Source organism: Kitasatospora indigofera (assembly GCF_014655955.1).
GTDB lineage: Bacteria > Actinomycetota > Actinomycetes > Streptomycetales > Streptomycetaceae > Kitasatospora > Kitasatospora indigofera.
This window is the reverse complement of record NZ_BNBO01000028.1, coordinates 39,188-63,923: the sequence shown is the minus strand read 5'-3', so window position 1 is coordinate 63,923 and position 24,736 is coordinate 39,188. Positions and strand designations below refer to the sequence as shown.

The 24,736-nt window shown below is 75.1% G+C and carries 20 protein-coding genes, 1 pseudogene and 1 riboswitch; of the genes and pseudogenes, 10 read left to right on the top strand and 11 right to left on the bottom strand.

The genetic code is table 11. The features are described from left to right. Positions 1 to 48: 48 nt before the first annotated feature. Positions 49 to 1,155, bottom strand: coding sequence for a DUF5954 family protein (locus IE329_RS23055; protein ID WP_190212861.1), 1,107 nt, complete (start codon positions 1,153 to 1,155; stop codon positions 49 to 51). A 234-nt stretch (positions 1,156 to 1,389) separates the two neighbouring features. Then, positions 1,390 to 2,127, bottom strand: coding sequence for a TetR family transcriptional regulator (locus IE329_RS23050; RefSeq protein ID WP_190212860.1), 738 nt, complete (start codon positions 2,125 to 2,127; stop codon positions 1,390 to 1,392). Between the two features lie 263 nt (positions 2,128 to 2,390). Here IE329_RS23050 and IE329_RS23045 point away from each other — a divergent pair, with 263 nt between their 5' ends. The 3 genes from IE329_RS23045 (at position 2,391) to IE329_RS23035 (ending at position 5,232) form a co-directional block, all read left to right on the top strand. Beyond that, positions 2,391 to 3,617 carry an FAD-dependent oxidoreductase gene (locus tag IE329_RS23045; RefSeq protein WP_190212859.1) on the top strand — a complete coding sequence of 409 codons (1,227 nt, stop codon included), beginning with the start codon at positions 2,391 to 2,393 and terminating at the stop codon, positions 3,615 to 3,617. Between the two features lie 293 nt (positions 3,618 to 3,910). Next, positions 3,911 to 4,387, top strand: coding sequence for a DUF1772 domain-containing protein (locus IE329_RS23040; RefSeq protein WP_190212858.1), 477 nt, complete (start codon positions 3,911 to 3,913; stop codon positions 4,385 to 4,387). A 185-nt stretch (positions 4,388 to 4,572) separates the two neighbouring features. After that, positions 4,573 to 5,232: a DUF4360 domain-containing protein gene (locus IE329_RS23035; protein ID WP_373311260.1), complete on the top strand. Its 660-nt coding sequence runs from the start codon at positions 4,573 to 4,575 to the stop codon at positions 5,230 to 5,232. A gap of 207 nt (positions 5,233 to 5,439) precedes the next feature. Here IE329_RS23035 and IE329_RS23030 read toward each other — a convergent pair whose 3' ends face one another. Beyond that, entirely contained in the window at positions 5,440 to 6,444 is a 1,005-nt protein-coding gene (locus IE329_RS23030; RefSeq protein ID WP_190212857.1) for a YdcF family protein, read from the bottom strand. A 177-nt stretch (positions 6,445 to 6,621) separates the two neighbouring features. Here IE329_RS23030 and IE329_RS23025 point away from each other — a divergent pair, with 177 nt between their 5' ends. Beyond that, positions 6,622 to 8,481, top strand: coding sequence for a serine/threonine-protein kinase (locus IE329_RS23025; protein ID WP_190212856.1), 1,860 nt, complete (start codon positions 6,622 to 6,624; stop codon positions 8,479 to 8,481). Positions 8,482 to 8,626: 145 nt separating this feature from the next. Further along, entirely contained in the window at positions 8,627 to 9,070 is a 444-nt protein-coding gene (locus IE329_RS23020) for an ATP-binding protein (RefSeq protein WP_190212855.1), read from the top strand. Positions 9,071 to 9,077: 7 nt separating this feature from the next. Here the strand turns inward: IE329_RS23020 and IE329_RS23015 are convergent, their stop codons facing one another. Further along, on the bottom strand, positions 9,078 to 10,247 hold the full coding sequence (locus IE329_RS23015) for a magnesium and cobalt transport protein CorA (RefSeq protein WP_190212854.1): 1,170 nt from the start codon (positions 10,245 to 10,247) through the stop codon (positions 9,078 to 9,080). A 355-nt stretch (positions 10,248 to 10,602) separates the two neighbouring features. Next, positions 10,603 to 10,777, bottom strand: a riboswitch (M-box (ykoK) riboswitch). Positions 10,778 to 11,089: 312 nt separating this feature from the next. Between IE329_RS23015 and IE329_RS23010 the strand changes: the two genes are divergently transcribed. Then, complete coding sequence (locus IE329_RS23010; protein ID WP_190212853.1) at positions 11,090 to 12,184, top strand: DUF3048 domain-containing protein; 1,095 nt, start codon at positions 11,090 to 11,092, stop codon at positions 12,182 to 12,184. A 54-nt stretch (positions 12,185 to 12,238) separates the two neighbouring features. Here IE329_RS23010 and IE329_RS23005 read toward each other — a convergent pair whose 3' ends face one another. The 3 genes from IE329_RS23005 to IE329_RS22995 form a co-directional block, all read right to left on the bottom strand. Beyond that, positions 12,239 to 13,033 carry a metal-dependent hydrolase gene (locus IE329_RS23005; RefSeq protein ID WP_190212889.1) on the bottom strand — a complete coding sequence of 265 codons (795 nt, stop codon included), beginning with the start codon at positions 13,031 to 13,033 and terminating at the stop codon, positions 12,239 to 12,241. Positions 13,034 to 13,166: 133 nt separating this feature from the next. After that, positions 13,167 to 13,796, bottom strand: a complete 630-nt coding sequence (locus IE329_RS23000) for a DM13 domain-containing protein (protein WP_190212852.1) — start codon at positions 13,794 to 13,796, stop codon at positions 13,167 to 13,169. A 180-nt stretch (positions 13,797 to 13,976) separates the two neighbouring features. Next, complete coding sequence (locus IE329_RS22995; RefSeq protein ID WP_190212851.1) at positions 13,977 to 15,644, bottom strand: purine-cytosine permease family protein; 1,668 nt, start codon at positions 15,642 to 15,644, stop codon at positions 13,977 to 13,979. A 382-nt stretch (positions 15,645 to 16,026) separates the two neighbouring features. Here IE329_RS22995 and IE329_RS22990 point away from each other — a divergent pair. Both IE329_RS22990 and IE329_RS22985 read left to right on the top strand, forming a co-directional pair. Continuing rightward, positions 16,027 to 16,745 (top strand): annotated as a pseudogene (locus IE329_RS22990) (DUF1731 domain-containing protein); the annotation flags it as partial. 32 nt (positions 16,746 to 16,777) lie between these two features. Beyond that, positions 16,778 to 17,620 (top strand): alpha/beta fold hydrolase, encoded by an 843-nt coding sequence (locus tag IE329_RS22985; protein ID WP_190212850.1) that lies wholly within the window; start codon positions 16,778 to 16,780, stop codon positions 17,618 to 17,620. Positions 17,621 to 17,676: 56 nt separating this feature from the next. Here the strand turns inward: IE329_RS22985 and IE329_RS22980 are convergent, their stop codons facing one another. After that, positions 17,677 to 18,600 (bottom strand): glutathione S-transferase C-terminal domain-containing protein, encoded by a 924-nt coding sequence (locus tag IE329_RS22980; RefSeq protein WP_190212849.1) that lies wholly within the window; start codon positions 18,598 to 18,600, stop codon positions 17,677 to 17,679. A gap of 64 nt (positions 18,601 to 18,664) precedes the next feature. After that, positions 18,665 to 19,465 (bottom strand): GNAT family N-acetyltransferase, encoded by an 801-nt coding sequence (locus tag IE329_RS22975; RefSeq protein ID WP_190212848.1) that lies wholly within the window; start codon positions 19,463 to 19,465, stop codon positions 18,665 to 18,667. A gap of 684 nt (positions 19,466 to 20,149) precedes the next feature. Here IE329_RS22975 and IE329_RS22970 point away from each other — a divergent pair. Continuing rightward, the gene (locus IE329_RS22970; protein WP_190212847.1) at positions 20,150 to 20,710 is read left to right on the top strand and encodes an NUDIX hydrolase; all 561 of its coding nucleotides are present in this window, start codon (positions 20,150 to 20,152) and stop codon (positions 20,708 to 20,710) included. Continuing rightward, a complete protein-coding gene (locus IE329_RS22965) occupies positions 20,707 to 21,282 on the top strand; it encodes an HIT family protein (RefSeq protein WP_229927678.1) in 576 nt (191 codons plus the stop codon). Before IE329_RS22970 ends, IE329_RS22965 begins: the two co-directional genes overlap by 4 nt. A gap of 58 nt (positions 21,283 to 21,340) precedes the next feature. On the opposite strand, the gene IE329_RS22960 is transcribed toward IE329_RS22965, so the two are convergent. Together IE329_RS22960 and IE329_RS22955 are read right to left on the bottom strand one after the other, a co-directional pair. Then, positions 21,341 to 23,119: a cation:proton antiporter gene (locus IE329_RS22960; protein ID WP_190212846.1), complete on the bottom strand. Its 1,779-nt coding sequence runs from the start codon at positions 23,117 to 23,119 to the stop codon at positions 21,341 to 21,343. A 387-nt stretch (positions 23,120 to 23,506) separates the two neighbouring features. Further along, positions 23,507 to 24,037, bottom strand: a complete 531-nt coding sequence (locus IE329_RS22955; RefSeq protein WP_190212845.1) for a GNAT family N-acetyltransferase — start codon at positions 24,035 to 24,037, stop codon at positions 23,507 to 23,509. Positions 24,038 to 24,736 lie beyond the last annotated feature (699 nt).

Here is a 24,736-nt window from a genome sequence, read left to right as displayed (position 1 = left end):
CCGGCGGCGGCCGTCGCCCACCCGGCCCATCCTCTCAGGAGGCTCCGGTCAGGAGCCGCCCGGGCGCTCCCGCCGGCGCCGCTCCTCCGCGTGGAAGAGGCGGGCCAACTCCTGCGTCGCCTCGTCGAGTTCGATCGGAGCGTCCTCGTCCGGATCGTCGCCCTGCTCGCGGAGCCGGCGGTCCTGCTCCAGGACGGGCAGCTCCGGGTCGAAGTCGCTGGGGCGGGGGCCCTCGGGGCCGTCCGGGCCGATCCGCACCAGCCGCTCGGTCCGGACCACCCGGAGCAGCCGGCCCGCGACTGCGAGGTCGGAGCCGCGCTCCCGGTCGAGCCGGTCGGCCGCGCGGGCGTACTCGGCCCGCTCGGCCGGGGAGAGCCCCCGCCGGACCGGGTCCATCACCCGCAGCGCCAGCGCCAGGGAGTCCCGGGCGCCCTGCGGGGTGCTGGAGTCGGTGTGCGACCCCGGCGCCCACTCCCCGCCGATCCGCTCGGCGACCATGAACGCGGCGGGCAGCAGCACCCCGCCCGGGTGCGAGTGGGCGGCCAGCCGGGAGTCCCGCCGGACCGGGGCCGGCACCGTGCCCGGCGCCCGGACCAGCGCCAGCAGTTCGGCCTTCAGGATCGCCTCGGACATACCGGTCGGCACCGTCGGGTCGATCAGGAAGCCGGCCGCCGGGTCGTAGGACCGGGCCGCCCGGCCGGGCGAGACGGGATCGGGGTCGGTGGCGCGGGGCGGCTCCGGGCCGTCCGGACCGGTCCGCACGAACCGCTCGGCCCGCACCACCCGGTAGCGGGTACCGAGGACGGTCATCTCGTCGCTCTTCTCCCAGTCCAGGTGCTCCGCCGCAGCCAGGCACTCCCGCTGGGCCGCCCGGTCGCCGTCCCGCTCGGCCCGCTGGGCCAACCGCCGGAAGGTCATCGACATGTTCTCGCGGGAGCCCTGCGGCGTCATGCAGCCGAAGCCGGCGTGCAGCTCCCACCCGCCCTGCTCGCACTCCCGGGCCACGCCGAAGACCGGGTGACCGGCCGACAGGACCTCCGGGTAGGGCTCCCTCGCCTGCCAGGCCGCCAGGTCCGCCAGGTCCGCGACCGGGGCCCGGGAGGCACCCACTCTGATCGTCCGGTAGCCGGGGACGTCCTCGCCGTACTCAGTCATGCCTGCACCATGCTCCCGTTCGATTACCCTCCGCAGCCGATTTCGGGAATTCACGGCGCGCGACGGCGGGCCCGCGCCGACCGGCCGGGCCCGCCCGCCCGGCCCTCGCGGACGACGGCCGGCAGGGACGACATCCGGCGGGGAGACGGCCGGCGGGGGGCCGGCGGCGGTCGGACGGCCGGCGGTCGGACGGGGGGCGCAGTACGGCGGGGCCACCCCTCCTCCCCGGGAGCGCTACGGCAGCGCGGGCGCGGGCGCCGGCTCCGGGCCGGCGGGCGGCCAGGGGCCCAGCCCGGCCGCGAGCAGCTCAGCCGCGCGGAGCACGTCGGCGGTGACCGCCGCGCGGACCTGAGCGGGCGTCCGGGTCCCGTCCAGGTGGGTGCGCAGCGCCCTGAACTGGATCGGCCAGAGCCCGAGCAGCGCGGTGGCCGCGATCTGCGGCTCCGGGTCCTCGGGGCCGGCCCCGGCCCGTCGGGCGAGGGTCTCGGCCGCCGCGGCGACCAGCTGGTCCGTCATGTCGCGCTGGTGCGCGCGGAGAGCGGGCGTCGCCTGGACCAGCTCGCCGAACCGGCGCAGCCGGGCCACGGCCAGGGCGGGGTCCTCGTGCCCGTCCAGCCAGGCGGTCAGCGCGCCCAGCTCGTCCGCGAGGACCCGCAGCGCCGCGTCGACCGGGGTGAGCTCCGGCCGTGCCAGCTCCGTGCGCAGGGCGGCCATGGTGGCCTCCGGCTGGTCCAGGACCAGGGACTCCTTGGTGGGGAAGTAGTTGAAGACGGTCTTCTCGGACACCCCGCAGGCGGCGGCCACCTCGGCGACGCGGACGGCTTCGAAGCCCCGCTCCACGAACATCTCGGTGGCCGTGTCGGACAGCTGTTGGCGCATCAGGCGCTTCTTGCGCTCGCGCAGGCCCTCGGCCCGATCCACCCCGTCACGGGCGAGGCGCCCCGCGGACCAGTCGACTGTTCGTGCGTTCATGCCGCAAGGATAATCCAGCCCCTGGAAAACTTCTGCTACGGTAGTTTTTCAGTGGCAGTAATAATTACCCCGGCCCCGGCGGCCCCGGCCCGCCCTTCCGACGACGGCGAGGGCGGCGCCCGCCGGGGCCGGACCCGGCGCCCAGGGCCGGCCGGTCACCCGTCCCGCCCCCACCGCACCCGCACCCGCACCCGCACGGCCACACCCACCCCGACACTCACACCGACACACCGACACACCGACACACCGAATCGGAGCCCCTCATGAAGAGCCCCACCCCGCGGATCACCGTCATAGGCGCCGGCCCGGGAGGCCTGCTGTGCGCCCGCGTCCTGCAACGCCACGGCATCGAGGTCACCGTGCACGACGCCGACGCCTCCCCCACCGCCCGCGACGCCGGCGGCACCCTCGACCTGCACGCGGACACCGGGCAGATCGCCCTGGAGACGGCCGGCCTGCTCGACGAGTTCCTCGCCGTCGCGCGCTTCGAGGGCCAGGCGAAGCGCACTCTCGACCAGCACGGCACCGTGCTCGCCGAGTACGTCCCCGGCCCGGGCGAGGACGCCGCCCCCGAGATCGACCGCGGACAGCTGCGCGCGCTGCTCGCCGGCCGGGTGCGCCCCGGCACGGTGCACTGGGGGCACAAACTGGTGGACGCCACGCCGCTCGGCGGCGGCGCCCACCGGCTCCGGTTCGCCGACGGCACCTCCGTCGAGACCGACCTCGTCATCGGGGCGGACGGCGCGTGGTCCCGGGTGCGCCCCCTGCTGACCGACGCGGTGCCGGCGTACAGCGGCGTCTCCATGCTCGACGTCCGCTTCGAGGAGGTGGCGACCCGGCACCCCCGGATCGCCGCACTCGTCGGCGACGGGCACATGTTCGCCAACGGCCGGCACGGCCGCGCGATCATCGGCCAGCGCAACGCCAACGGCGTCGTCCGCGGCCTGATCGGCCTGCGCACCGCCCTCGACTGGCACTCCGCGGCCGGCCTGGACCTCGGCGACGGCGCCGCCGTCCGGCACCACCTGCTCCAGGAGTTCGACGACTGGGCCGCCGAGCTGCTGCCCTTCATCACCGAGGCCGAGTCCTTCGGCAACCGGCCCCTGTACGCCCTGCCCGCACCCCTGACCTGGGAGCACACCCCGGGCGCGACACTCCTCGGCGACGCCGCCCACCTGATGTCGCCCTTCGGCGGCTACGGCATGAACCTCGCCCTGCTCGACGGCGCCGAGCTGGCCCGGGCACTCGCCGAGGAGGCCGACGTCGACCTCGCCGTCGCCCGCTACGAGGCCGGCATGCTCGCCCGCTCGGGCCCGCTCGCCGTGGGCGCGAACCAGGCCCTGGACCGCTTCTTCGGCGACGCCGCACCCGACCCCGCCGACATCCCGGACCAGGCGGCCGCCGGGGAGCGGTACAAGCGTGACGCCGCGGAGTACCGGCTCCGGCACGCCATGCCCGCCCCGGGGCACGCGCCGGCCGTGGGCGGCTGAACCGCCCCCTCCGGCCGGCCGGCCTCCGGACAGCCACCCTTCGGAGGGCCGGCCGGCGCGGAGCGGGCAGCCGGCACGGACGACGCGATGGGCGGAACGGCCGGGGCGACGACCCCGCCCCCCGTTCACCGCCGTCCGGCGACGGGGCGCACCCCCGCGGCGCCCGGCCGACGGTGTGCGCCCCCGGCGCACCCACCTGCCTCCACCCCTCCCCGTCCCGCCCTGCCCTCTGCACGCACGCCTCGCACCGCACGCCAGGCACCCGGGCACCCCGGGCGGGCACCGGCCACCCGATGAAGGACGCACCTGTGCACAGCCTCGACATCGTCAACCTGTTCTGCGCCGGCCTGCTCGCCGGGATCGAGTTCGTGGTCCGCTTCGGAGTGCGCGGCGCGCTGAACGTCCCTGACGCCTACGACCAGATACGGCTGCGGCAGGCGCTGGTGCGGCGACTGCGCGTCCTGGTACCGGCGGTGTACGGGCCAGCGCTGCTCAGCACGGTCGCGGCCACGGCCGGGAGCCGGGGGGAGCCGGGTTTCGCCTTCCGGTGCTCCGCCCTGGCGGCCCTGCTCGTCTTCACGGCCGTCACCTTCGCCGGGACGGTGCCGGTCAACAAGGCCCTGCTGGAGTGGCCGCCCGGCGCCCCGCCGCTCGACTGGCGCGGCCGGATCCGACGCTGGGAACGGCTCGACACCGTCCGCGCCCTGGCCGCGGTGACGGCCTTCGCCCTGCTGCTCGCGGCCCTGGCCAGGAACCTGACGGTCGGCTGACGGCCGGCCGACGGGGACTCCGCGGCGGCCCTGGTGCCGGAGGCCGCCCCCCGTGGCGACTTCCGGCCCCTCCGCGTGAGGCCCTCTGTACGCCGGCGACGGCGATGTGCTGACATGTCCACGCCAAGTCCCGCCGCACAGCAGCACCGCGGCCGGGGACTCCTGGACGATCGGAAGGAAAACCCATGATCGTACGCATGCTCGCCGCCGGCGGTGCCGCGGCCGCCCTGCTCGGCAGCTCGTTCACCGGGCTCGACACCGGAGCCGGCTCCGGCTGGACCACCCCGCCCCCGCCGGACAAGATCGTCATCGACGTGGCGACCGTCAACGGCTCCGGCTGTCCGGCGGGGACGGCCGCCATCGCGGTCTCCCCCGACAGCACCGCCTTCACCGTGACGTACAGCGACTACACCGCCCAGGTGGGCCTCGGCTCCAAGCCGACCGACTTCCGGAAGAACTGCCAGCTCAACCTGCGGGTGCACGTCCCGCAGGGCTTCACCTACGCGATCGCCTCCGCCGACTACCGCGGCTTCGCGCACCTGGAGAAGGGCGCCGTCGGCATCCAGAAGGCGAACTACTACTTCCAGGGATCGCCCCAGACCTCCTCGCTGAGCCACCAGTTCACCGGCAGGCTCGACGACAGCTGGCAGGTGACCGACACCGTCCCGGTCGCCGCGCTGGTCTGGGCGCCCTGCGGCGAGACCCGGAACTTCAACATCAACACCGAACTGCGGGTCAACGCCGGCACCTCGGACCCGGCCAGGACCACCAGCTTCATGACGATGGACTCGACCGACGGCAGCATCCGGACCACCTACCACCTCGCCTGGGAGTACTGCCCCTGATCCGGCGGGCCGCAGGGAGGGGGTGCCCGGCCGCACGCACCGGGGCCGGGCACCCCCTCCCCCGCACGACCGGGCACCTCCGCACGCCCCGGCACCTCCGCACGCCCCGGCAGCGCGCGGCCGGGCATGCGCGGCCGGGCATGCGCGGCCGGGCATGCGCGGCCGGGCATGCGGGACCGGGCATGCGGGACCGGGGCGTGCCCCCCGTCAGGACGCCCAGCCGGCCAGCACACCGAGCACGGCCAGCAGCACGCAGACCCCCGCGTTGAGCCGCCCGTACAGCGCGAGCACCGCGACGAACTCGCGGATCGTCGCGCTCGGCCGGTAGTACGGCGCGGTGTGCGCACCCAGGACGTGGCCCGGCACCCCCGCCCGGCGGGCGGTGACCGCGGAGCGGAAGACGTGGAAGGTGTTGGTGACCACCACGCAGCGGTAGGGCGTCCCGTGCCGCTCCATCAGCACCTTGCTGAACTCCAGGTTCTCCTCGGTGCTGCGCGAGCGGTCCTCCTGCTCGATCCGCTCCGCCGGACACCCCAGGGCCTCCAGGTGGCCGGCCATCGCCTGCGCCTCCGAGACCCGCTCGTCGCTGCCCTTGCCGCCGGAGACGAGCATCGTCGGCGGCCGCCCCCGGGCGGCCTGCACCCGGTAGATGCCGTACGCCCGCTCCAGCCGGCTGGCCAGCAGCGGCGGCACCTGGTCGCCGTCGACCAGGCCCGCGCCCAGCACCAGCACGAAGTCGACGTCCCGGCGCACCGTCAGCCGTCCGTAGAGGAAGGCGTAGCCCAGGAAGCAGAGGAACAGGAAGCCGAGGTACCCGGCGACCAGCAGACTGCCCCCGGCGACGGCCCGTAGCGCCCGCGAGTCGAAGTGCACCGCGGCGAGCAGCAGCGCGATCAGGACCAGGATCGCCAGCCCCGCCGTCAGCGAGAGCAGGTTGGGCAGCCGGCCGCCCTCCTGCCGGACCATCGTCACCCCGTTCGCCACCAGGAAGACCGCCGACGCCACCAGACCGAGCCCGGCCGCGGCCGGGATCACCACCAGCACTGCGTCCACCAGGCCGTCGGGCAGCCGGGCCAGCTCGCCGAACAGGCCGGCCGCCAGGAAGAAGACGGACAGGCCGAGCAGGACCGCGTTGCCGAACCGGCGCCGGTCCCGCCGCATACCGACGGCGAAGAGCAGCAGGAAGGCGATGGACAGCAGATAGGCGGGCATGCGCAGGATCCTACGGACCGGCCCCGGCCGGTGGCGCCCGCGGCGGGCGGCGCGTCGCCCGCGGGCCGTCCCGGGCGCCGTCCGGCAGGTGCGCCGGCCCGGCCGCCGCCGTCCGGCCGGTCCCGGCGGGACCACCGTGGCGCACGGACGTCACTCCCGTCTCCTACGATGACCGTCATGAACTCTGGGGGGCCGGAAACGCGGCTCATCGACGGCCGCTTCGAACTGCTGCAACGTCTCGGCGGCGGTGGCATGGGGCTGGTCTGGCGCGCCCGCGACAACGCCCTGCACCGTGAGGTGGCGCTCAAGGAGGTCCGCGCGCTCGACCCCGCGACGGAGGCCGCCGACCCGACGGCGGCGCGCGAGACCCGCGAGCGGGTGCTGCGCGAGGCGCGCGCCCTCGCCCGGCTGCAGCACCCGAACGTCGCGGTCATCCACCACATCGTGGACAGCGCCGAGCACGCCCACCCCTGGCTGGTGATGGAGCTGGTGACCGGCGGCAGCCTCGCCGACCGGCTGGCCCAGGGGCCGCTCGGCGTGCCGGAGGCGGCCAGGACGGGCCGCGGCGTACTGGCCGCCCTGCGCGCCGCGCACGCCGCGGGCATCCAGCACCGCGACGTGAAGCCCGCCAACGTCCTGCTGCGCACCGACGGCACCCCCGTACTGACCGACTTCGGCATCGCGGCGATGCACGACGCGACCGCGCTGACCGCGACGGGTTCGCTGATCGGCTCGCCGGAGTACATCGCCCCCGAACGGATCCGCGGCGAGGAGGGCAACCCGGCCTCCGACCTGTGGTCGCTCGGGATGATGCTCTACGTGGCCGTCGAGGGCCACCACCCGCTGCGCCGGGCCACCTCGCTGGCCACCCTCGCGGCGGTGCTGGACGAGCCGCTGCCGCCACCGGTCAACTCCGGGCAGTTGGGCGGGCTGCTCTCCGCCATGCTCGCCAGGAACCCCGCGCAACGGCCGGACGCCGGGACGATCGACCGGATCCTCGCCGCGGCCGAGTCCGGCACGCCGGCCCCGGGCACCCCGGTCGCGGGCTTCGGCGGCGCACCGGCACCGGTCGAGACCCCGCAGTACTTCACCGGACCGCTCACCCCCGCACACCCCCACCCCGGCGGGCAGCCCGGCGGGGCGTACCCCGCCCAGCCGGGCCAGCCCTACGCCGGCGCGCCCGGCGGCGCGCCCTACGACAGCGGGGCCCACGACGTCCGGCCGTACGACGCGGGCCCGTACGGTGCCCGGCCGTTCGACACCGGGCCCACCGCGGGCCACCCGTACGGGAACAACCCGTACGCGGGCCCGCCGCACGACCTCGTGCCGGAGGGGCCGACCGGGCCCGGACGGCCGCCGGTGCCCGCCCGCCGGCGCCGCCGCGGCGCGGTCGTGACCCTCTCGGTCGTCGCGGTCTGCCTGACCGGCGTGCTGGCCTGGACGATGCGGCCGGGCACGATCAACCACGCCTCGCCCCGCAACACGGCCCCCGCCAACACCGCCTCGGGTACGCCGGGCACCGGAACCTCGCCCACCGCCGCCACCGACAGCACCCCCACGCCCACCGGCCAGCCCGCGGCCCCGCCGGCCGGCAAGCAGAACCTGCTCACCCCGGACGGCGTCCGGGCCACCATCGACGCGATCCGCCCGCTGATGTCCGGCACCAAGATCAAGCGGCTGGTCGTCTACCCCGAGTACGCCATCGCGGAGGCCCCCACCGCCTCGGACCCCAAGGTCTACGACCGGATCACCTACCGTGACGGGAAGACGACCCGCACCCCGGGCGCCACGCTGACCTCCCGTGACAAGCTGGCCGACCTGCAGCTCTACAACTGGGACATCCTGCCGGACCTGATCAAGAAGGCCGAGCAGACCCTGAACGTGGCCAACCCGACCAGCCGCTACCTGATCATCGGACCGGAGATCATCGAGGAGAAGCCGTCGATCGCCGTCTACCTGTCCGACGACTACGGCGGCGGCTACCTCTCGGCCGACGTCAAGGGCGGCATCATCCGCACCGTCCCGCGCGGCGCCTGACGGCCTGCCCCCGAAGGGCGGCGCCCCTGACACGGCTTGACGACCCGTCGGGACCGGCGGCGCCCACCCCCTGGGGGACCGACGGACGGCGCCCCCCGGGGGGCGGAGCGGGGTCGCGACCCTGGCCGCCCGAGGGCACCTGACCGTGGCGCGCCGCGTCGCCCTGCCGACGGGCCGTCAGTACGTCGGCCGAGAGGTGCGGTCGGCCGTCGGCCGCTCCTTCGACCAGGTCCGTCCGGGGCGGCCGCAGGAGCGGGACGACCTGCTTCTGGTGGTCAGCGAGCCGGTCACGAACGCCGTCCGGCACGCGGGCGGAGCCGGCACGCTGGATCTCGCCCTGCTGCCGGACGCCGTCGACATCGCGGTCTCCGACCCCAGCCGCACCCTTCCGCTGCCCCGGCTCCCCGATCCGGGCGCGGGCACCGGCGGCCTGGGACTGCACCTGGTGGCCACGCTCTGCGGGCCGGTCCGGGTCACGCTCGACCCGGGCAGCGGCAAGACCGTCCACGCCCGGCTCCCGTACCGCCGGCCCCCGGCCCCCGAGGCCGCGCCCGCGACCGCGCCCACGCCCCGCCGGCGGTGCTGGTGAGGCCGGGCTACAGCCAGTCGCGTCGCTTGAAGACCACGTACAGCCCCGCGCAGACCAGCCCCATCAACCCGATCGCGAAGGGGTAGCCGAAGACCCATCGCAGTTCCGGCATGGTCTCGAAGTTCATCCCGTAGACGGTGCCGATCAGGGTCGGCGCGAACAGGATGGCCGCCCAGGCGGAGATCTTCTTGATCTCGTCGTTCTGGGCGTGCCCGGCCTCGGCGAGCTGCTTCATCTCCTCGTTCTGGGCCTGCGAGACCAGGGTGGCGTTGACGGTGAGGATGTTCTGCAGCATCTGCCGGAAGCCGTCCACCCGCTCGGCGGCGTAGGTGGCGTGGTCCGCGACGTCGCGCAGGTAGCGCTGGAGCTCCCCGTCGGTGCCGTACTTGCCGAAACCGGCCTCCAGGTTCTTCATGATGTCCAGCAGCGGCCGGGTGGCCCGCTGGAACTCGATGACCTCGCGTGAGAGTTCGTAGATGCGCCGGGAGACCTTGGGGTCGCCGCCGAAGACCTCCGTCTCGATCTCGTCGATGTCGTGCTGGAGCCCGGCGATCACCGGCGCGTAGCCGTCGACCACGGCGTCCAGGACGGCGTACAGGACGGCCTCGGGCCCGAGGGCGAGCAGTTCGGGGTCGTCCTCCAGCCGCCGGCGCACCGCGGACAGGTCCGGGGACTGGGAGTGGCGGACGGTCAGCACGAAGTCGGGCCCGACGAAGAGGTGGATCTCCCCGAAGTCCACCTCCTCGACGTCGTCGAGGTAGCGGGCGGCGCGCAGGACGACGAACAGGGTGTCGCCGTAGCGCTCCAGCTTGGGACGCTGGTGGGCCACGATGGCGTCCTCGACGGCCAGCTCGTGCAGGCCGAACCGCTCCGCGGCCTCCAGCAGTTGGGCGTCCGCCGGGCGGAACAGGCCGATCCAGGCCATGGTGCCGGGCTTGCCGGGCAACTCACGGTAGATGTCCGCCAGGGTGGCCGGGATCCCGGTCCGGCGGCCGGCCCGGTAGACGGCGGCGTCCACCACGGAGCGCTCCAGCGAGACGGTGTCCGCCTTGGGCTCCGGCCTCGGGTCCATCGAGTGCTCAGGTGCGGGCGCGGGTGGCCCGCCGGCCTCCCCGGCGGCGGGGCGGGAGAACGGTCGCTTGCTCGCGCGCACGGCGCGCACACGCCAGTCGGACATGGCGGGAACCTCCACAGGTGGGTGTCCGCCGGGAACCCGGGCACGGCCCGCCCTGCGGCAGACGGCGCCGGACACCGGCGGGGCAGCGCCGCCACCGTCCGGCGCCCGCCCGGGCACCCTCCGCCGGCCGGGCGCGGTCAGCGCCGGACGGTGCGGGAGGGCCGGAGGGCGGACGGGGACGGGCGCGCGATGCGGGGCGGAACGGTGCACGTGCCGGGGCGGGGCCGACTTCGGCCCGGACTACTGGACTCCACCGCTCTCACCTCCCTGCCGTCGGGCACTGTCACGGGGTGCCGGAGCGAGGCTCTCAGGGGAGGCCCCGCCGCCCGCGCGCACAGGTGCGCCGGGAGACGGGCCGGCACCCCTGAACTCGTCAGAGCTTTGGCACGCCACGGCGTAGCACCCGAGCGGTGCAGCCACTTGGGGTCACCCCTTAGGCCGGGGAGACCTGTCCTGAACCTGGGCGTCTCTCGACGTCGTGGGGTCAGTGGCCTGTGTCCGTGGCGACGCCTCACCGAACGAGGTGCCTTCACAACTTCGCCCAGCTTAGCCCCGCCGGGCGCCGACGGGGTGCAGGAGGGCGCGCGGCCGCCGCCCCGGCGCCCCCGCACCGCCTGCCTGCTTGCCCCGGACCGGAGCCTTCGCACCGGGCACACCGCCGGCGACGGCACGGGCGACGGCACGGGCGACGGCACGGGCGGGGGCACGGGCGCCCGAGATCGGCGGCCCCGAAGGAAGCGGAACCACCCGGGACGCCCGTTTCGTCTTCCCAGGTACAGCGACCCGGACCAGCGGCAGCCCCGCCCGCGATCCGTCGCCGCTGCCCGGAGGTGACCGTGCAGATGAAGGTCCTCGAACGCGTCCTGGGCGGCTGGCGGTCCCTCCCCCTAGCCCACCGGGTCGGCGCCGTCCTGCTCGCCGGGGCGGCCGTCGCCCTGGCGGTGGTGCTCACCCTGGCCGGCGGCCCGTCACCACTCCCGGCGGGCACCGGCCCACCAGCTGTTCCCACCGGCCCGCCCGACACCTCCGCACCACCCGGCACCTCCTCGGCGTCGCCCGGCCCGGGGGCCTCCGGAGCAGCGGTCTCGCCGCTGACCGGGCTCCCCGGCGGGACGGGCCGGATCATCGCCGTGAAGATCGACAACATCGTGAACGCGCGCCCGCAGACCGGCCTGAACGCGGCGGACGTGGTCTACGCGATCGAGGTCGAGGGCGGCATCTCGCGGTTCCTGGCGGTCTACGACTCCGGCCACCTGCCACCGGGCGACACCGTCGGCCCGGTCCGCAGCGCCCGGGAGAGCGACCTCGAACTGCTCCAGCAGTACGGGAGGGCGGCCTTCGTGTACTCCGGGGCGCAGAGCAGGTTCCTGCCGGTGCTCGACCGCGCCGACGTCCTCAACCGATCCCCGCAGCAGAACGGCTCCTTCTTCCGCGGCACGTCCAGGCCCGCGCCCTACAACGAGTACGTGGTGCCCTCCGGCATCCTGCGCGCCTCGCCGGACGCGGCCACGGCCCGGGACATCGGCTTCCGGTTCGGCGACCCGCCGGCCGGCGGCGTGCCGGCCGACAGCTTCACCGCGCGGATGCCGGCCGCCTCGTTCACCTTCAGCTGGTCCGCGGCCACCGGCAGGTACCTGGTGGCGCTGGACGGCCGACCGGCCCGGACGACGGACGGCGGGCAGGCGGGGGCGCCGACCGTCGTGGTGCAGCGGGTGGACGTACGCCCCTCGCCGCTCGGGCTCCGGGACTCCGCCGGCCGCCTGGTGCCCTTCTCCCCGACGGTGGGCAGCGGCGAGGCGGTGGTCCTCCGGGACGGCCGGGCCTACCAGAGCACCTGGTCCCGGCCCGGCCCGGACACCGGCACCACGTTCTCGTACGCCGGGCAGCCGATGACCTTCCACCCGGGCCAGGTGTGGGTCGTGCTGGAACCAGGCTGAACCCGGTCCGGCCCTTTCGGACCTCGGCCGATGAACGTCCGGCCCTTTCGGACCTCAGCCGATGAACCCGAGCGCGCCCAGCGCGGCGACCCCGCCCAGCCCCATGAAGACCGGCATCAGGACCTTCATCTCCACCCAGCTGCCGGCCCGGAAGCGCATCCCCTTCGGCGGGCCGATCGGGTACCAGCGCTTGCGTCCGATCGGGATCGGCCACAGGACCGGGCAGCCGGAGACGGTGAGCGCGTCGCCGAGGCAGTGCACCAGCGCGCCCAGCACGATCGGCAGGCCGATCCACAGGTACTGCTGACCGGGCTCGGTGAACAGCCAGCCGGAGCCGTTGCCGGGCTTGTCGAGGGTCTCGGCGAGCATCCAGGCGCTGACCGCGCCGAGCAGCCAGACCAGCACGTCGCTGGAGGCCCGGGCGTGCCGCCAGAGCAGGCCCTCGATGGCCAGCACCATGTGGACGAAGAGCACCGCGAGCACGCCCCAGCGGCCCCCGTACACGGCGACAGCCGCGGCGCCGGCCCCGCAGAGCACGGCCCAGACCCAGGTGTGGGTCAGCGTGCGGTGCCCGCCGTTGCGCCGGGGGTCGCCCTTCCCCCTGGTCGACTTGTAGGCCGCGTACGACAGCTTGTCGACCACCTCGCACAATGTGCGCGACACGGGCCCGAAGGCCCGCGATATGGTCGCGGCCTTGTGGTCCAGGTCAGGGGCCAGTGCCGCTCCGGCGCAGATCAGCGCGCCCGCGAGTAGCACGGGCCAAGGCATCGGCCGGTCCAGCGCGGCCGATGCCGCCCCCGCCATCAGCCAGGCCGCTGCGCCGGACAGCGCGTGCGCCGGTCCCATCATGGCGTTCTCCACCCCTCAAGTAGGTCGCAGGGGCCGATCGGCACCTGACGGTGCGGCAGCCTATCCCTCCGTGATCATCCTCGGCACACGCCCCCGGCCGGCCGGCTTCCCCTCCCGCGCCGGGCCCGCCCCGCTACCGCGCCGACGCCGTCAGGTCGGCCGCGCCGAACCCCACCGAGAAGCGCGCGCACCAGATCACCGCACTGCGCACGCGGGTGAGATCGGTGCCGGACGGCACCGCGTAGTTCTGGTTGCCGAGGTTCCCCTTCAGCCGCCCGAGTTCGACCGGGGCGTCGCCCAGCGTGTCCAGCTTCGACCGGGCCGCCGGCGCGGCCGACAGGTAGACCCGCACGTCGGGGCCCTCGGAGGTCCGCAGGTCCTCCAGGCGCAGCACCGTACTGCCGTCGGCGAGACGGACCAGCCGGGCGGTCCCGGTGGTGGGGTGCTCGCCGGACTGGAAGGCCCCGGCGGCCCCCTCGGCCGGCCCGGGCCCGGCCGGGGACGGCGAGGGCGGCGAGGGCGGCAGCGCGGCGCCGCCGGCGGGGGTGCCCGCGGCCGGCGTGGCGAGGGGTGCGGCGGCGGCCGGCGTGGCGAGGGGTGCGGCGGCGGCCGGCGGCGCCTCGTCGACCCTGGTGCTGGTGAACGCCTTCCAGGGCTCGAAGAGGTACAGGCCGAAGCCGCCGGCCAGCAGCACGAGGACGGCGACCGGAACCGTCCACCGGCGACGACGACGGCGGGCGGACGGCGACGGGCGAGCGGACATCTCAGCCTCCAGGAGCAGGCAGCCCTATGCTGCCTCCGCCCCTGGATACACCGCGCACGGCGGCCGCCGGGGCCGCCGTGCGTCGCCGTAATGATTCGGCAATGCCTGACCGTCAGGCCGTCCGGGCCTCCGCCGCCGCTGGTGGTCCCACCCCGGCGCGCGAGCCCCCGCGGGTGCCGGTCAGCCGCCCACGGACGCCGCCGGCAGCACGTGGTCACCGACCTTGTCGGTACTGAGGCAGAGCGAGCAGACCACCGCGTCGTGGGTGAGGCAGGCCGCGAGGTCCGGCCGCTCGAACTCCTGCCGGCAGACGTGGCACTCGTACGTCGCGGCACTGGGGTTGCCGTCGGCGTCCAGGTGCGGTGCGTCGATCCCGTCGGTGGTGCGCCGCAGGTAGTAGCGGCCCCCGGTCAGGGCGGCCGTCAGCGGGGTGAGGACGAAGGCGATCAGCGCCGCCGCGACCGGAGAGTACGGCTGGAGGGTGTCCCCCAGGGCGTGGAAGTACATGGCGATCGAGAGTCCGGAGGCGGCGACGAAGGAGACCAGCCCCACCGGGTTGACCGGGTGGAGCATGCCCCGGCGGAACTCGGGTGCCTGCGGGGAGAGTTTCAGCAGGTACTTGTTGACCATGATGTCGGTGGCCACCGTGACGATCCAGGCGATGGCGCAGTTGGAGTAGAAGCCGAGGATGCTGTTCAGGAAGCTGAACATGTCGGCCTCCATCAGGATCAGCGCGAAGGCCAGGTTGACCAGGACGAACACCATCCGGCCGGGGTAGTGCCTGGTGACCCGGGTGAAGGAGTTGGTCCACGCCAGCGAGCCAGAGTAGGCGTTGGTCACGTTGATCTTGATCTGACTGATCACCACCAGGGCCACCGCCAGCGGGACGACCAGCCAGGACGGCATCATCGCGTCGAAGGCCCCGGTGAACTGCCGGATCGGCTCGGTGGCCGCCGTCGGCCCGGCCTCGGCCAGGACGTAGACCGCGAGGAACACCCCGATCGCCTGCTTCAGCGCGCCCAGCACCACCCAGCCGGGGCCGGCCATCACCACGGCCGTCCACCAGGCGCGCCGGTTGGCCGCGGTCTTCGGCGGCATGAAGCGCAGGTAGTCGATCTGCTCCCCGATCTGCGCGATCAGCGACAGGCACACCCCCGCACCCAGCAGCACCTGACCGGTGCTCATCCCGCCGCCGCCGCCGTCCGAGCCCCCGTAGGAGAGGAAGCGGTCCACCGTGCCCGGGTCCGAGGCGACCAGGTACACCAGCGGGCCGACCATCAGCAGCAACCAGACCGGCGTCGTCCACACCTGGAGCTTGCTCAGCGCCTTCATCCCGTAGACCACCAGCGGGATCACCATCAGGGTGGAGACCAGGTACCCCAGCCAGAGCGGCAGCCCGAGCCCCAGCTTCAGCCCCTGCGCCATGATCGAGCCTTCGAGGGCGAAGAAGATGAAGGTGAAGCTGGCGAAGATCACACTGGTCAGGACCGAGCCGTAGTAGCCGAACCCGGACCCCCGGGTGATCAGATCGAGGTCGATGTTGTAACGGGCGCCGTAGTAGGCGAGCGGGAACCCGGTGACGAAGATGACCACCGCCGCCACCAGGATCGCCGCCAGCGCGTTCCCGGTGCCGTGGGTGAGGCCGATGCCCGCGCCGATCGAGAAGTCGGCCATGTACGCGATGCCGCCCAGGGCGGTGGTGGCCACCACCATGGGCGTCCAGCGGCGGTAGCTGCGGGGCGCGAAGCGCAGGGTGTAGTCCTCCAGCGTTTCGTCGGCGGCCGCCCCGGCCCGCTCGGCCGGCCGGCCGCCGTCGGTGGTGGTGGTCGGTGGTGGCTCGGTGCGCATGCCAGGCCTCCTGAGGTGCCGTGGGTCGTCTGCTGCGGACTGTGCGGGGCCGCGCGGCCGGCGCGGGCCGGTTCCATGATCAGGTGCGGCCGGGCCCCGGGCGGGGACGCGGCGCCGGGCCGTCCGTACGCCGTACCGGTGGCCGGCCCCGGGCCCCGGCGGCCCCTCCTCGGCACGCCTCCCCGCGCCGCCCCCGGGGCCGTCCGTACGCGGCCCGCACTGCTGGCGGGAACGCTAGGCAGCGGGTGTTTCCGGCCGGTCCCCCCGGCATGAAGGGAAGGTTTCGGCGTTTCGGCCCGCCGGCCGGGGACTTGATGCAGCGTCGGCGGCGGGCACGGCTCGACGGACCTCTCGCCGGAGCGTCGGCGCGCAGCGGTCGGCGCGGATCGGGCTGCAGATGAGCACGGCCACCGTCTACGCCCACCGGTCCGACGCGCCCAACGACGAGGCCACCGGCCTGATCGGCGGCACCGAGCCGGACGCCCCGGCCCACTGGGCGAACAGCATCCGCATCGCCGAGGCCTGGGAGCGGACCCAGGAGCTGGCCGCCACCCCGCACACCCGCAAGGTCGCTCTGCGCACCGGCATGGTGATGAGCCCGGACCGGGGCGGCGCCTTCGACTCGCTGCTGCGGCTGGCGCGATCCGGCCTCGGCGGACCGCTCGCGGGCGGCGGCCAGTACATGTCGTGGATCCACACGAGAGCGACTTCGTCCGCGCCGTCGAGTTCCTGACGGACCGGGAGGACCTCACCGGGCCGGTCGACGTCACCGCGCCCACGCCCCTGCCGCAGCGCGAGTTCATGCGGGCGATCCGCGTGGCCCGGGGCATCTCGGTGGGCCTGCCCGCCACCCGGTGGATGGCCGAGATCGGGGCCTTCGTCCTGCGTTCGGACACCGAGCTCCTGCTGAAGAGCCGCCGGGTGACCCCCGGCCGGCTGCTCGAAGCGGGCTTCGGCTTCTCGTACCCCGAGTGGCCGGCGGCCGCCGCCGACCTGGTGCGGCGGGCGCGGCACGGCGGGGCGCCCTTGCCCCGGGGGTGGGACGGGGACGGCGCCGCGGCCCGGGCGGGGCTGTTGACGGAAATTCTCACAAGGGGGTGACCCGCCGGTAACTTGGCCCTAGGCTCCTCACCATGGACCTTGTACACGAGCGCCGGGGCGACGGCCCCCCGCTGCTGCTCCTGCACGGCATCGGACACCGCCACCAGGGCTGGAAGCCGGTGCTCGACCTGCTCGCCCGCGAGCGTGAGGTGATCGCCGTCGACCTGCCCGGCTTCGGCGCCTCCCCACCGCTGCCGGCCGGGATGCCCTACACCGTCGACAGCGCCATGACGGTGCTCGGCGACTTCCTGGCGTCGATCGGGGTCGAGCGGCCGCACGTGGCCGGGAACTCGCTCGGCGGGCTCTTCACCCTGCACGCCGTGCGGCACGGGCTGGCCTCCTCGGCCACCGCGCTGTCACCCGCCGGGTTCTTCCACCGCGCCGGCTTCCTGTACGCCTCCGGGGTGCTCAACCTGCACCGGCTGGCCGCCCGGACGCCCGAACCGCTGCGCGCCGGGCTCGCCCGGCACCCGCTCGGCCGGAAGGCCATGTTCGGCATGATCTACGGCCGGCCCGAGCTGCTCGACCCGCACGAGCTGATGCTGGACACCCGGGCGCTGCTGGAGGCCCCGGGCTTCCGGCAGACCCTGCACGCCGGCGGCGGCGAGCTGGCCTCCCGGTTCCCGGCCGACCTCCCGCCGGAGGTCCCGGTGACCATCGCCTGGGGCACCCGGGACCGCCTGCTGCTCAACGGCCAGGGCCGCCGGGCCCGCCTGCTGCCGCCGGCGGCACGCTTCGTGCCGCTGGTGAACTGCGGTCACGTCCCGATGGGCGACGACCCCGAACTGGTGGCCCGGGTCATGCTGGCCGGCAGCGACTCACCACTGCTGGCCCCGGCCGCCGGACCGGGAACGGGACCGAAGACCGTCCACTGAACCGGCCGGCCGGGCCGGACGCCCCCGGCGGGTGCCCGCGGGCGTCCGGCGCCCGGTCACGCCCCGGCGGCCGCCAGGGCCTCGCGGTCGTGCGCGGCGTTCCAGTCGGGCAGCGCCGCACCCGGGCGGGCGAAGGTGGCGAAGTCCGTGGTGCCGGCGAAGGCCGGCCGCTGGTAGAGGTCCCGGGCGTAGGCCCAGAGGTTCGGGTAGGCGTCCAGGGCCGGCCCGATCGCGCGGCCGGCGTTGGACGCCACGTCGTAGCGGGCCAGGGTCACCCAGAGCCGCACGTCCGCCTCGGTGAGCCGCTCGCCGAGCAGGTGGCGCTGCTGCCCGAGCAGCTTGTCCAGTTCGGCGAAGGCCGCCAGCAGCTCGGCCCGGGCCGCCTCGGCGGCGGGGCCCTCGCCGGCGGCGGCGCCCACCCCGCGGTTGACCGCCGGGCCGAGCCAGGAGTCGAGCTCCTCGATCCGCGGGCGCAGCTCGGCCGGGTAGTGGTCCGCGCCGTTGCTCCACCCGCCGAACTCGGTGGCGAGGTCGATCCCGATCCCGGCGAAGTCGTTGCTGACGATCCGCCCGGTCTCCCGGTCCCACAGCGTCGGCACCGATATGTGCCCGTCGAACCCGGGCTCGGTCGCCTCGTAGGCCTCCCGGAGCAGGGTGAAGCCGTTCACCGGGTCCGGTCCGTGGGTCTCGCGGAAGGCCCAGCCGCGACCGTCCCGCGCGCCGTCCACGTACGAGACGGAGACCACGTCCTCCAGGCCGTTCAGCGCCAGCTGGATGGTGACCCGCTGGGCCCAGGGGCAGAACCAGCCCGCGTAGACGTGGTAGCGGCCGGGTTCGGCGCGGAACCCGCTGCTCCCGTCCGCGGTGATCCGCCCGGTGAAGCGGTAGAGCGGCCGCTCGTCCCCCGGGGTCCGGTTGATCCGGTACTCACCGTGGGTGGTGGTGTCGACGGCGTCGGCGTAGCGCGGTGTCAGGCTCATCGGTGTGCTCCTCGTCTTGGGCTGTTCAGGTGGTGGTCGGTGGCCGGCTCGGGTGCCGCCCGGGTCAGCCGGTGGGCGTGCCGGGGACTCTGACGGCGAGGAAGTTGGTGTCGCGGCGCAGCCGGAAGCCCAGGGACTCGTACAGCCGGATCGCGTTGGTGTTGCTCGCGGCCGCGTGCAGGAAGGGCGTCTCGCCGCGGGCCCGGATGCCGGCCGCGACGGCGTGCACGAGCCGGGTGGCCAGCCCCTCGCCCCGGTGCTCGGCGTCCGTGCAGACGGCGCTGATCTCGGTCCAGCCCGGCGGGTGCAGGCGCTCGCCGGCCATCGCGACCAGCCGTCCGCCGCGCCGGATGCCGAGGTAGCTGCCGAGTTCGACGGTGCGGGGCAGGAACGGGCCGGGCTGGGTGCGCGCCACCAGGTCCAGCATCTCGGGCACGTCGGCGTACCCGAGGGGCACGGCCTCGGCATCGGGGGCGGCGGCCACGCCCTCGTCCACCAGTTGGACCCCGCCTCCGTCCATCAGGACCTCCCAGTCCGGCGGCGGGGTGCTGCGGACCCCGGTGACCACGGCGACGGTGCCCGGGCCGAGCAGGGTCGCGACGTCCCGCCAGACCGACTCGTCGGAGTGCTCGGGCAGGGCGATGAACGGCGAGACGTCGGCCGGGTAGCGCAGCACCTGGCCCTGCCGCTCCGCGAGGTGCGCGTGCGGGCCGAGCAGGGCGGCCCGCACGGCGTTGTCCAGCGGATGGGTCCCGGTGCCGTTCCGGGGGCGGGACGGGGGGACGGCCCCGTCGGACGGCAGGGGCCCGGACGACGGCGGACCGGCGACGAGCGCGTCAGGGACGAGAGCATCGGGAACAGGCATGCGGACTTCTTCCTCGATCTGGTGCGGGCGCCGGTTCCGGGGCGCCGTGGGCCCGGCGACCCGGTCCGACGACGCGGCCTGCGCCGCCGGACCGGAGGCGGACGGGACGGTCGGGGGAGGCGGGCCGCGGCGCGCCGGGGCGTGGCGGCCCGGCGGAACCGGCGGTGTTCGCTAGCGGGGTGTCCCGGCGAAGAGGTGACGGGGGGTCACGGGCGACAGAGGCCGGTCGGTGAGCCGACCCCGTCGATCCAGCGCCGGCGCACGAGCGCCGTCCCCCCGGTGGAGCGGCGGGGACGGGCAGCCGGACGACCGTTCGCGGCGTGCGGCAGCGGCGGGTGCCCGAAGGGGGCCCGCTCGGAGCGCTGTGCGCGAGTTCGCATGGTCGACCTGTCTCAACTGCCGTGACGACGAAGGTCCAGAGTACATCGCGGCCCCGGCCGGGGGCAGTTCCCGATGATGAACAGGGCGTGGCAGATCCACCGGGCCGGCCGGGTCCACGAACCCCGGCGGGTCGACGCCCAGACTGGTCGACGCCCCGGCCGGCCCGGGGCTGGCCGGGCGGGTCAATGCCGCCCGGCCGTCCTCACCTGATCGTGTGGCAGGTCCGGCAAGGCGTTCCGGCGGAGGCCCGGCGCTCCCTACGGTGACGGTGTCCGACCACACTCCCGTACGAGGGCGGAACAGATGTCCATCTCATCCGACCAGTTGTCCGCGGCGGCCGCCGACCACCCGGAGCCGGGGCCGGCAACGGCGCCCGGCGCGGAGCCAGGGCCGGTGCTCCCCGCGACCCGGACCTCCCCGGCCGGACCGTACCGTGCCGGGATCGGCCTGCACCTGGTGATCGTCGACGACGGCCTGGTCCTGCTCGGCCGCCGCCGCAACTCCTCCTTCGCCGACGGCTGCTGGCACCTGCCCGCCGGCCATCTGGAGCCGGGCGAGAGCATCACGGCCGGCACGGCGCGCGAGGCCCGGGAGGAGCTGGGGATCGGGATCGACCCCGCCGGCCTGGAGCTCCTGCACGTGCTGCACCAGCTGGACGCCGACGACACCGAGGGCCGGCTCCAGTTGTTCTTCCGCCCGGTGGTGTACACCGGGCAGGTGAGCAACCGCGAGCCGGAGAAATGCCACGAACTGCGCTGGTGGCCGCTGGACGGGCTGCCGGAGCAGGTCGTCCCGTACACCGCCCGGGCCCTCGGCGAGATCGCCCTCGGCCGCGGGCTCTCGACGCCCGGGTGGCCGGGGTGAGCGACCGGCCCGCCGGAGGTCCCGCCGACCGGACGGAGGCGGGGCCCCGGTCCGCCTTCGACCCCGTCGCGTACCGGGAGCGGGCCCGGTCGGGGCCCTGCTTCATCTGCGCGATGCTCGCCGGCGAGCCGGGCTACGAGCACCGGATCGTCTACGACGACGGCACCCATGTCGCCTTCCTCGACCGGTACCCCACGCTGCCCGGCAAGCTGCTGGTCGTGCCCCGGGCGCATGTCGAGGACGCCGTCCGCGGCTTCAGCGAGGAGGCCTACCTGGCCCTCCAGGCGGCCGTCCACCGGGTCGCGTCCGCGCTGGCCCGCGTGGTCCCGGCCGAGCGCCTCTACCTCCTGAGCCTGGGCAGCAACCAGGGGTACGCGCACGTGCACTGGCACGTCGCGGCGCTGCCGCCCGGCGTCCCGTACGAGCGGCAGGAGTACTACGCCTTGATGACCGGGACGCAGGGCGTGCTGGCCGTCGACGAGGAGGAGGCCGACCGGCTCGCGGCGGCGCTGCGCCACCGGTTGGGCCGGGCGGCCGACGGAGCGGCCCGGCCGGCCCGCGGGGGTGGCTGACCCGCCGTGGCGTCCGGTACCGGCCCCGGACGGCACGCGGCGGGGCACGGACGACCGGTCAGGACGGCGGGCCGACGGGCCGGCCGGTCGCCGGGGTCAGCAGCACCAGCGAGTCGCCCGGCCCGGGCAGCGGCCGCTGCGCCTCCGTCACCGGGTCCAGCCGGCCGTTGCGCCGCACCACGAACAGCACGTCCCACCCGTCGGGCACCTCGGGACCGGCCGGCCTGGTCACCACCACCGCCCCGGCCTCGTGCCGCCGCATCAGCGCCGAGGCCGTCAGGCCGGCGCCGAACAGCACCTCGCCGCCGATGAACGGCGCCACCACGCCGAGGCTGTCGCGCGGGGCGCCGACGCGGTGCACGGAGGCCTCGACGCCCGCCCGCAGGACGGCGGTGGCCAGGGCGTTGAAGTCGTCCTCGGTGGTCAGCAGGTAGACCGCGGTGATGCCCTCCAGCTCGGCGCCCTCCCCGGTGGCCGCGGCCAGCAGCTCCCCCGGCGCGAGCTCCAGGCCGGCCCGCCCGATGCGTTCGCGCTGCTGCTCCAGGCCCGCCCACATCAGCACCTCCAGACCGGCCGAGCGCAGCGCCAGCCCGAGGTCGACCACCCACGGGTCGCCGCCGACCAGCAGCGGGCGCGACCGGGACGGCCGGACGACCCGCAGCCGGCGCGCGACGGGCGAGGCGGTCAGACCGTACAGCGTGACGGTCGCGACGATCACCACGAAGGTCGCCGGGAGGATCCGCTGGGCGCCGCCGATCCCCTTGGCCACCAGTCCGGCGGAGAACGTCGAGGCCGTCGCCGCGGCGACGATGCCGCGCGGTGCCATCCAGCCGACGAAGGCCCGCTCGGCGCCCGGCAGGTCGGTGCCGAGGGTCGACAGGAACGCCACCATCGGCCGCGCCACCACCACCAGCACCACGGCCAGGAGCAGCGCCGGGAACGCGACGTCCCGCAGCGAGTCCGGGGTGACGGTGGCCGAGATCGAGATGAAGAGCAGCCCGAGGATCAGGCTGACCAGCGTCTCGAAGAACGGCCGCCGGGCCGGGCCGTCGAAGGCCCTGATGTTGGCCACGGCCAGGCCCATCACCACCGCGGTGATCAGCCCGGTGTCGTCGCGCAGGACGTCGCTGACGGCCGCCACCCCGATCACGGCGGCGAGCTGCGCCGTGGTGCCGAGCACCTCGCCCAGCCTCAGCACCCGCAGCAGCACCCAGAGCAGGGCGGCCCCGGCGATCCCGCCGGCCAGCCCGGTCCCCACGCTGGCCAGGAACTGCAGCGCGCCGGTCCGGAACCGGACGCCCGACCCGGTGGCGACCACGTGGAAGACGAGGGCGCCGAGGATACCGCCGACCGGGTCGATCAGGGAGCCCTCCCAGACCAGGATGTGCTGCAGCCGGTCCTTGGGGCGGACGAAGGCGAGCAGCGGCCCGACCACGGTGGGCCCGGACACCACCAGGATCGCCCCGAGCATGAAGGCGGACCGCCGGTCCAGGCCGAGCAGCGGCATCGCGACCGCCGTCCCGATCAGCCAGGTGACCAGCACGCCGACCCAGATCAGCCGGACGACGACCCGCGGGATGTGTCCCTTCAGCTTTCTGAGGTCCAGGCCGAGGCCGGCGTCGTAGAGGATCACCGCGACGGCCAGCGAGACCAGCGGTGAGAAGGCGGTGCCCAGCAGCCGCTGCGGGTCCAGGTCGTCGAACAGGGCGCCGGCGGCGAACCCCACCGGGAGCAGCACCACCAGAGCGGGGACCCGCAGCCGGCCGGCCAGGATCTGCGACCCGACGGCCAGCGCCAGGGTCAGGCCCACACCGATGAGGACCTCGTCGGTGGTCACGTAGGGCCTCCGCGCGCCCGCGTGGTCGGACGAACCGGCCGGGACGGACGCGGGCCCGGCCCGGCGGTGGCCCGGCCCGGCCCGGACGCCTTCTCCGGAGCGTGCGGGCCCGGGTCGGCCGAGTCAAGGAGGACACGTCGGTACGGCAGGATTACCCGGCCTGCCCGGCCTGCACGGGCCCGGCCGATGGGTCGAACGGGTGACGGGCAGGCCCCTCGGCCGGGCGGGCCGAGAACTGCGGCCCGGGCCGGCCGGGAGTTACGGGCCGACCCGGCCGCGGGCTACGGGCCGGTCGTCCGGCGGCGCGGTTGTCGGGCCGCTCGGCCCGGTCGTCCCGGGCCGGGTGCGGGCCGGGTGCGGGCCGGGTGCGGGCAGGGTGCGGGCAGGTCAGGCGTACTCGGTGAGGTCGATCGCGTGCACCTGCAGCGGGTGGCCGGACTCGGGGTCCCTGGTCTCGGAGACCAGTTCCATGCCCAGCTTGGCGACGACGCTGCGGGAGGCCTCGTCGCCGGAGCGGACCACGGCGAAGACCCGGTCCAGGCCCCGGTCCTCCAGGGCGAACTCCAGCGCGGCGTGCGCCGCCTCCGAGGCGTAGCCCTGCCCCCAGAACTGCCGGCCGAGCCGCCAGCTGAGCTCCACCACGGACCCCAGCTCGGGCAGGCGGTCGGGCACCGAGAGGCCGGTGAAGCCGGCCAGTTCGCCCGAGGCCAGCAGCTCGACGGCGAACAGGCCGAAGCCCTCCTCGTCCCACTCCTCCTCCCAGCGCTCGATCGCCTCCGCCGTCCGCTCCAGGTCGTACCCCGAGCCGTCGCCGATCCAGCGCATGACCTCCGGGTCCGCGTTGATCTCCGCCATGGGTACGAGGTCGTCGTCGGTCCAGCGGCGGAGGACGAGCCGGGGGGTGTGGATCTCGGTCATGACCCCATCCTGTCGACTGCCGGGCGGATCCGGTAATCCGGACCCGCCGCCGCGGCCGCTTACCGGGCGACGGCCCGGTGGGACCGGGCCACGAGGGGCCGGCCCGGGGCCGGCGGCCCGGGGCCGGGCACGCGGGCCCAAGGCGAAGGCCCGGCTCTCCGGCCGGGCCTCCAACCCCTCCGCCCCCGGCGGAGATGGTTCACGGGGCCGTGACAGCGGTCCCTGCCGGAGCTGCGGGCTCCCGCCCTGGATGTCCGGCGCGGCTCCGCCTCGGCGGAGCTCCTGCTCTTCTGCTTCGGGCCTGCTCTGCTGTGTCAGGCCTTCAAAATACTTCTGTTTCAGGCCTTCAGGAACTTCGTAACCTTCAGAACTTCGAGAAATTTCGTACTTTCACCTGGACCTCGACGGCCGCGCTCTCGGCCGGCCACCGGGTCGGCTCCGTCCTCGCGGAGCGCGCTGATCAGCTCCCTCCACCATCTCTCCGCCCGCCGGATCACGCAAGCACCCGGCCCGGGAACCCCCGGCCCGCCGCGAGCGCCGCGGCGCTCCCCCGGCCGCCTGCCGGCCCGAGGACGCCGGCCCGAGACGTGCGACCCGAGACGTCCGACCCGAGACGTCCGACCTGATCGGCGGCGCCCCGGCTGCGGCGCGGCGCGCCGGGATCCCGAGGCCTGTTGATCACACTGGTCACGACGGTGG

Bases quoted from the DNA above. Each gene is read 5' to 3' on its own strand.
- IE329_RS23000 (WP_190212852.1), bottom strand. From the start codon at position 13,796: ATGTCCGCTCGCCCGTCGCCGTCCGCCCGCCGTCGTCGTCGCCGGTGG.
- IE329_RS23040 (WP_190212858.1), top strand. From the start codon at position 3,911: ATGAAGGACGCACCTGTGCACAGCCTCGACATCGTCAACCTGTTCTGC.
- IE329_RS23010 (WP_190212853.1), top strand. From the start codon at position 11,090: ATGAAGGTCCTCGAACGCGTCCTGGGCGGCTGGCGGTCCCTCCCCCTA.
- IE329_RS22955 (WP_190212845.1), bottom strand. From the start codon at position 24,037: ATGACCGAGATCCACACCCCCCGGCTCGTCCTCCGCCGCTGGACCGAC.
- IE329_RS23045 (WP_190212859.1), top strand. From the start codon at position 2,391: ATGAAGAGCCCCACCCCGCGGATCACCGTCATAGGCGCCGGCCCGGGA.
- IE329_RS23035 (WP_373311260.1), top strand. From the start codon at position 4,573: ATGATCGTACGCATGCTCGCCGCCGGCGGTGCCGCGGCCGCCCTGCTC.
- IE329_RS22980 (WP_190212849.1), bottom strand. From the start codon at position 18,600: ATGAGCCTGACACCGCGCTACGCCGACGCCGTCGACACCACCACCCAC.
- IE329_RS23015 (WP_190212854.1), bottom strand. From the start codon at position 10,247: ATGTCCGACTGGCGTGTGCGCGCCGTGCGCGCGAGCAAGCGACCGTTC.
- IE329_RS23005 (WP_190212889.1), bottom strand. From the start codon at position 13,033: ATGATGGGACCGGCGCACGCGCTGTCCGGCGCAGCGGCCTGGCTGATG.
- IE329_RS22985 (WP_190212850.1), top strand. From the start codon at position 16,778: ATGGACCTTGTACACGAGCGCCGGGGCGACGGCCCCCCGCTGCTGCTC.
- IE329_RS22995 (WP_190212851.1), bottom strand. From the start codon at position 15,644: ATGCGCACCGAGCCACCACCGACCACCACCACCGACGGCGGCCGGCCG.
- IE329_RS23055 (WP_190212861.1), bottom strand. From the start codon at position 1,155: ATGACTGAGTACGGCGAGGACGTCCCCGGCTACCGGACGATCAGAGTG.
- IE329_RS22975 (WP_190212848.1), bottom strand. From the start codon at position 19,465: ATGCCTGTTCCCGATGCTCTCGTCCCTGACGCGCTCGTCGCCGGTCCG.
- IE329_RS23030 (WP_190212857.1), bottom strand. From the start codon at position 6,444: ATGCCCGCCTATCTGCTGTCCATCGCCTTCCTGCTGCTCTTCGCCGTC.
- IE329_RS22970 (WP_190212847.1), top strand. From the start codon at position 20,150: ATGTCCATCTCATCCGACCAGTTGTCCGCGGCGGCCGCCGACCACCCG.
- IE329_RS23050 (WP_190212860.1), bottom strand. From the start codon at position 2,127: ATGAACGCACGAACAGTCGACTGGTCCGCGGGGCGCCTCGCCCGTGAC.
- IE329_RS23025 (WP_190212856.1), top strand. From the start codon at position 6,622: ATGAACTCTGGGGGGCCGGAAACGCGGCTCATCGACGGCCGCTTCGAA.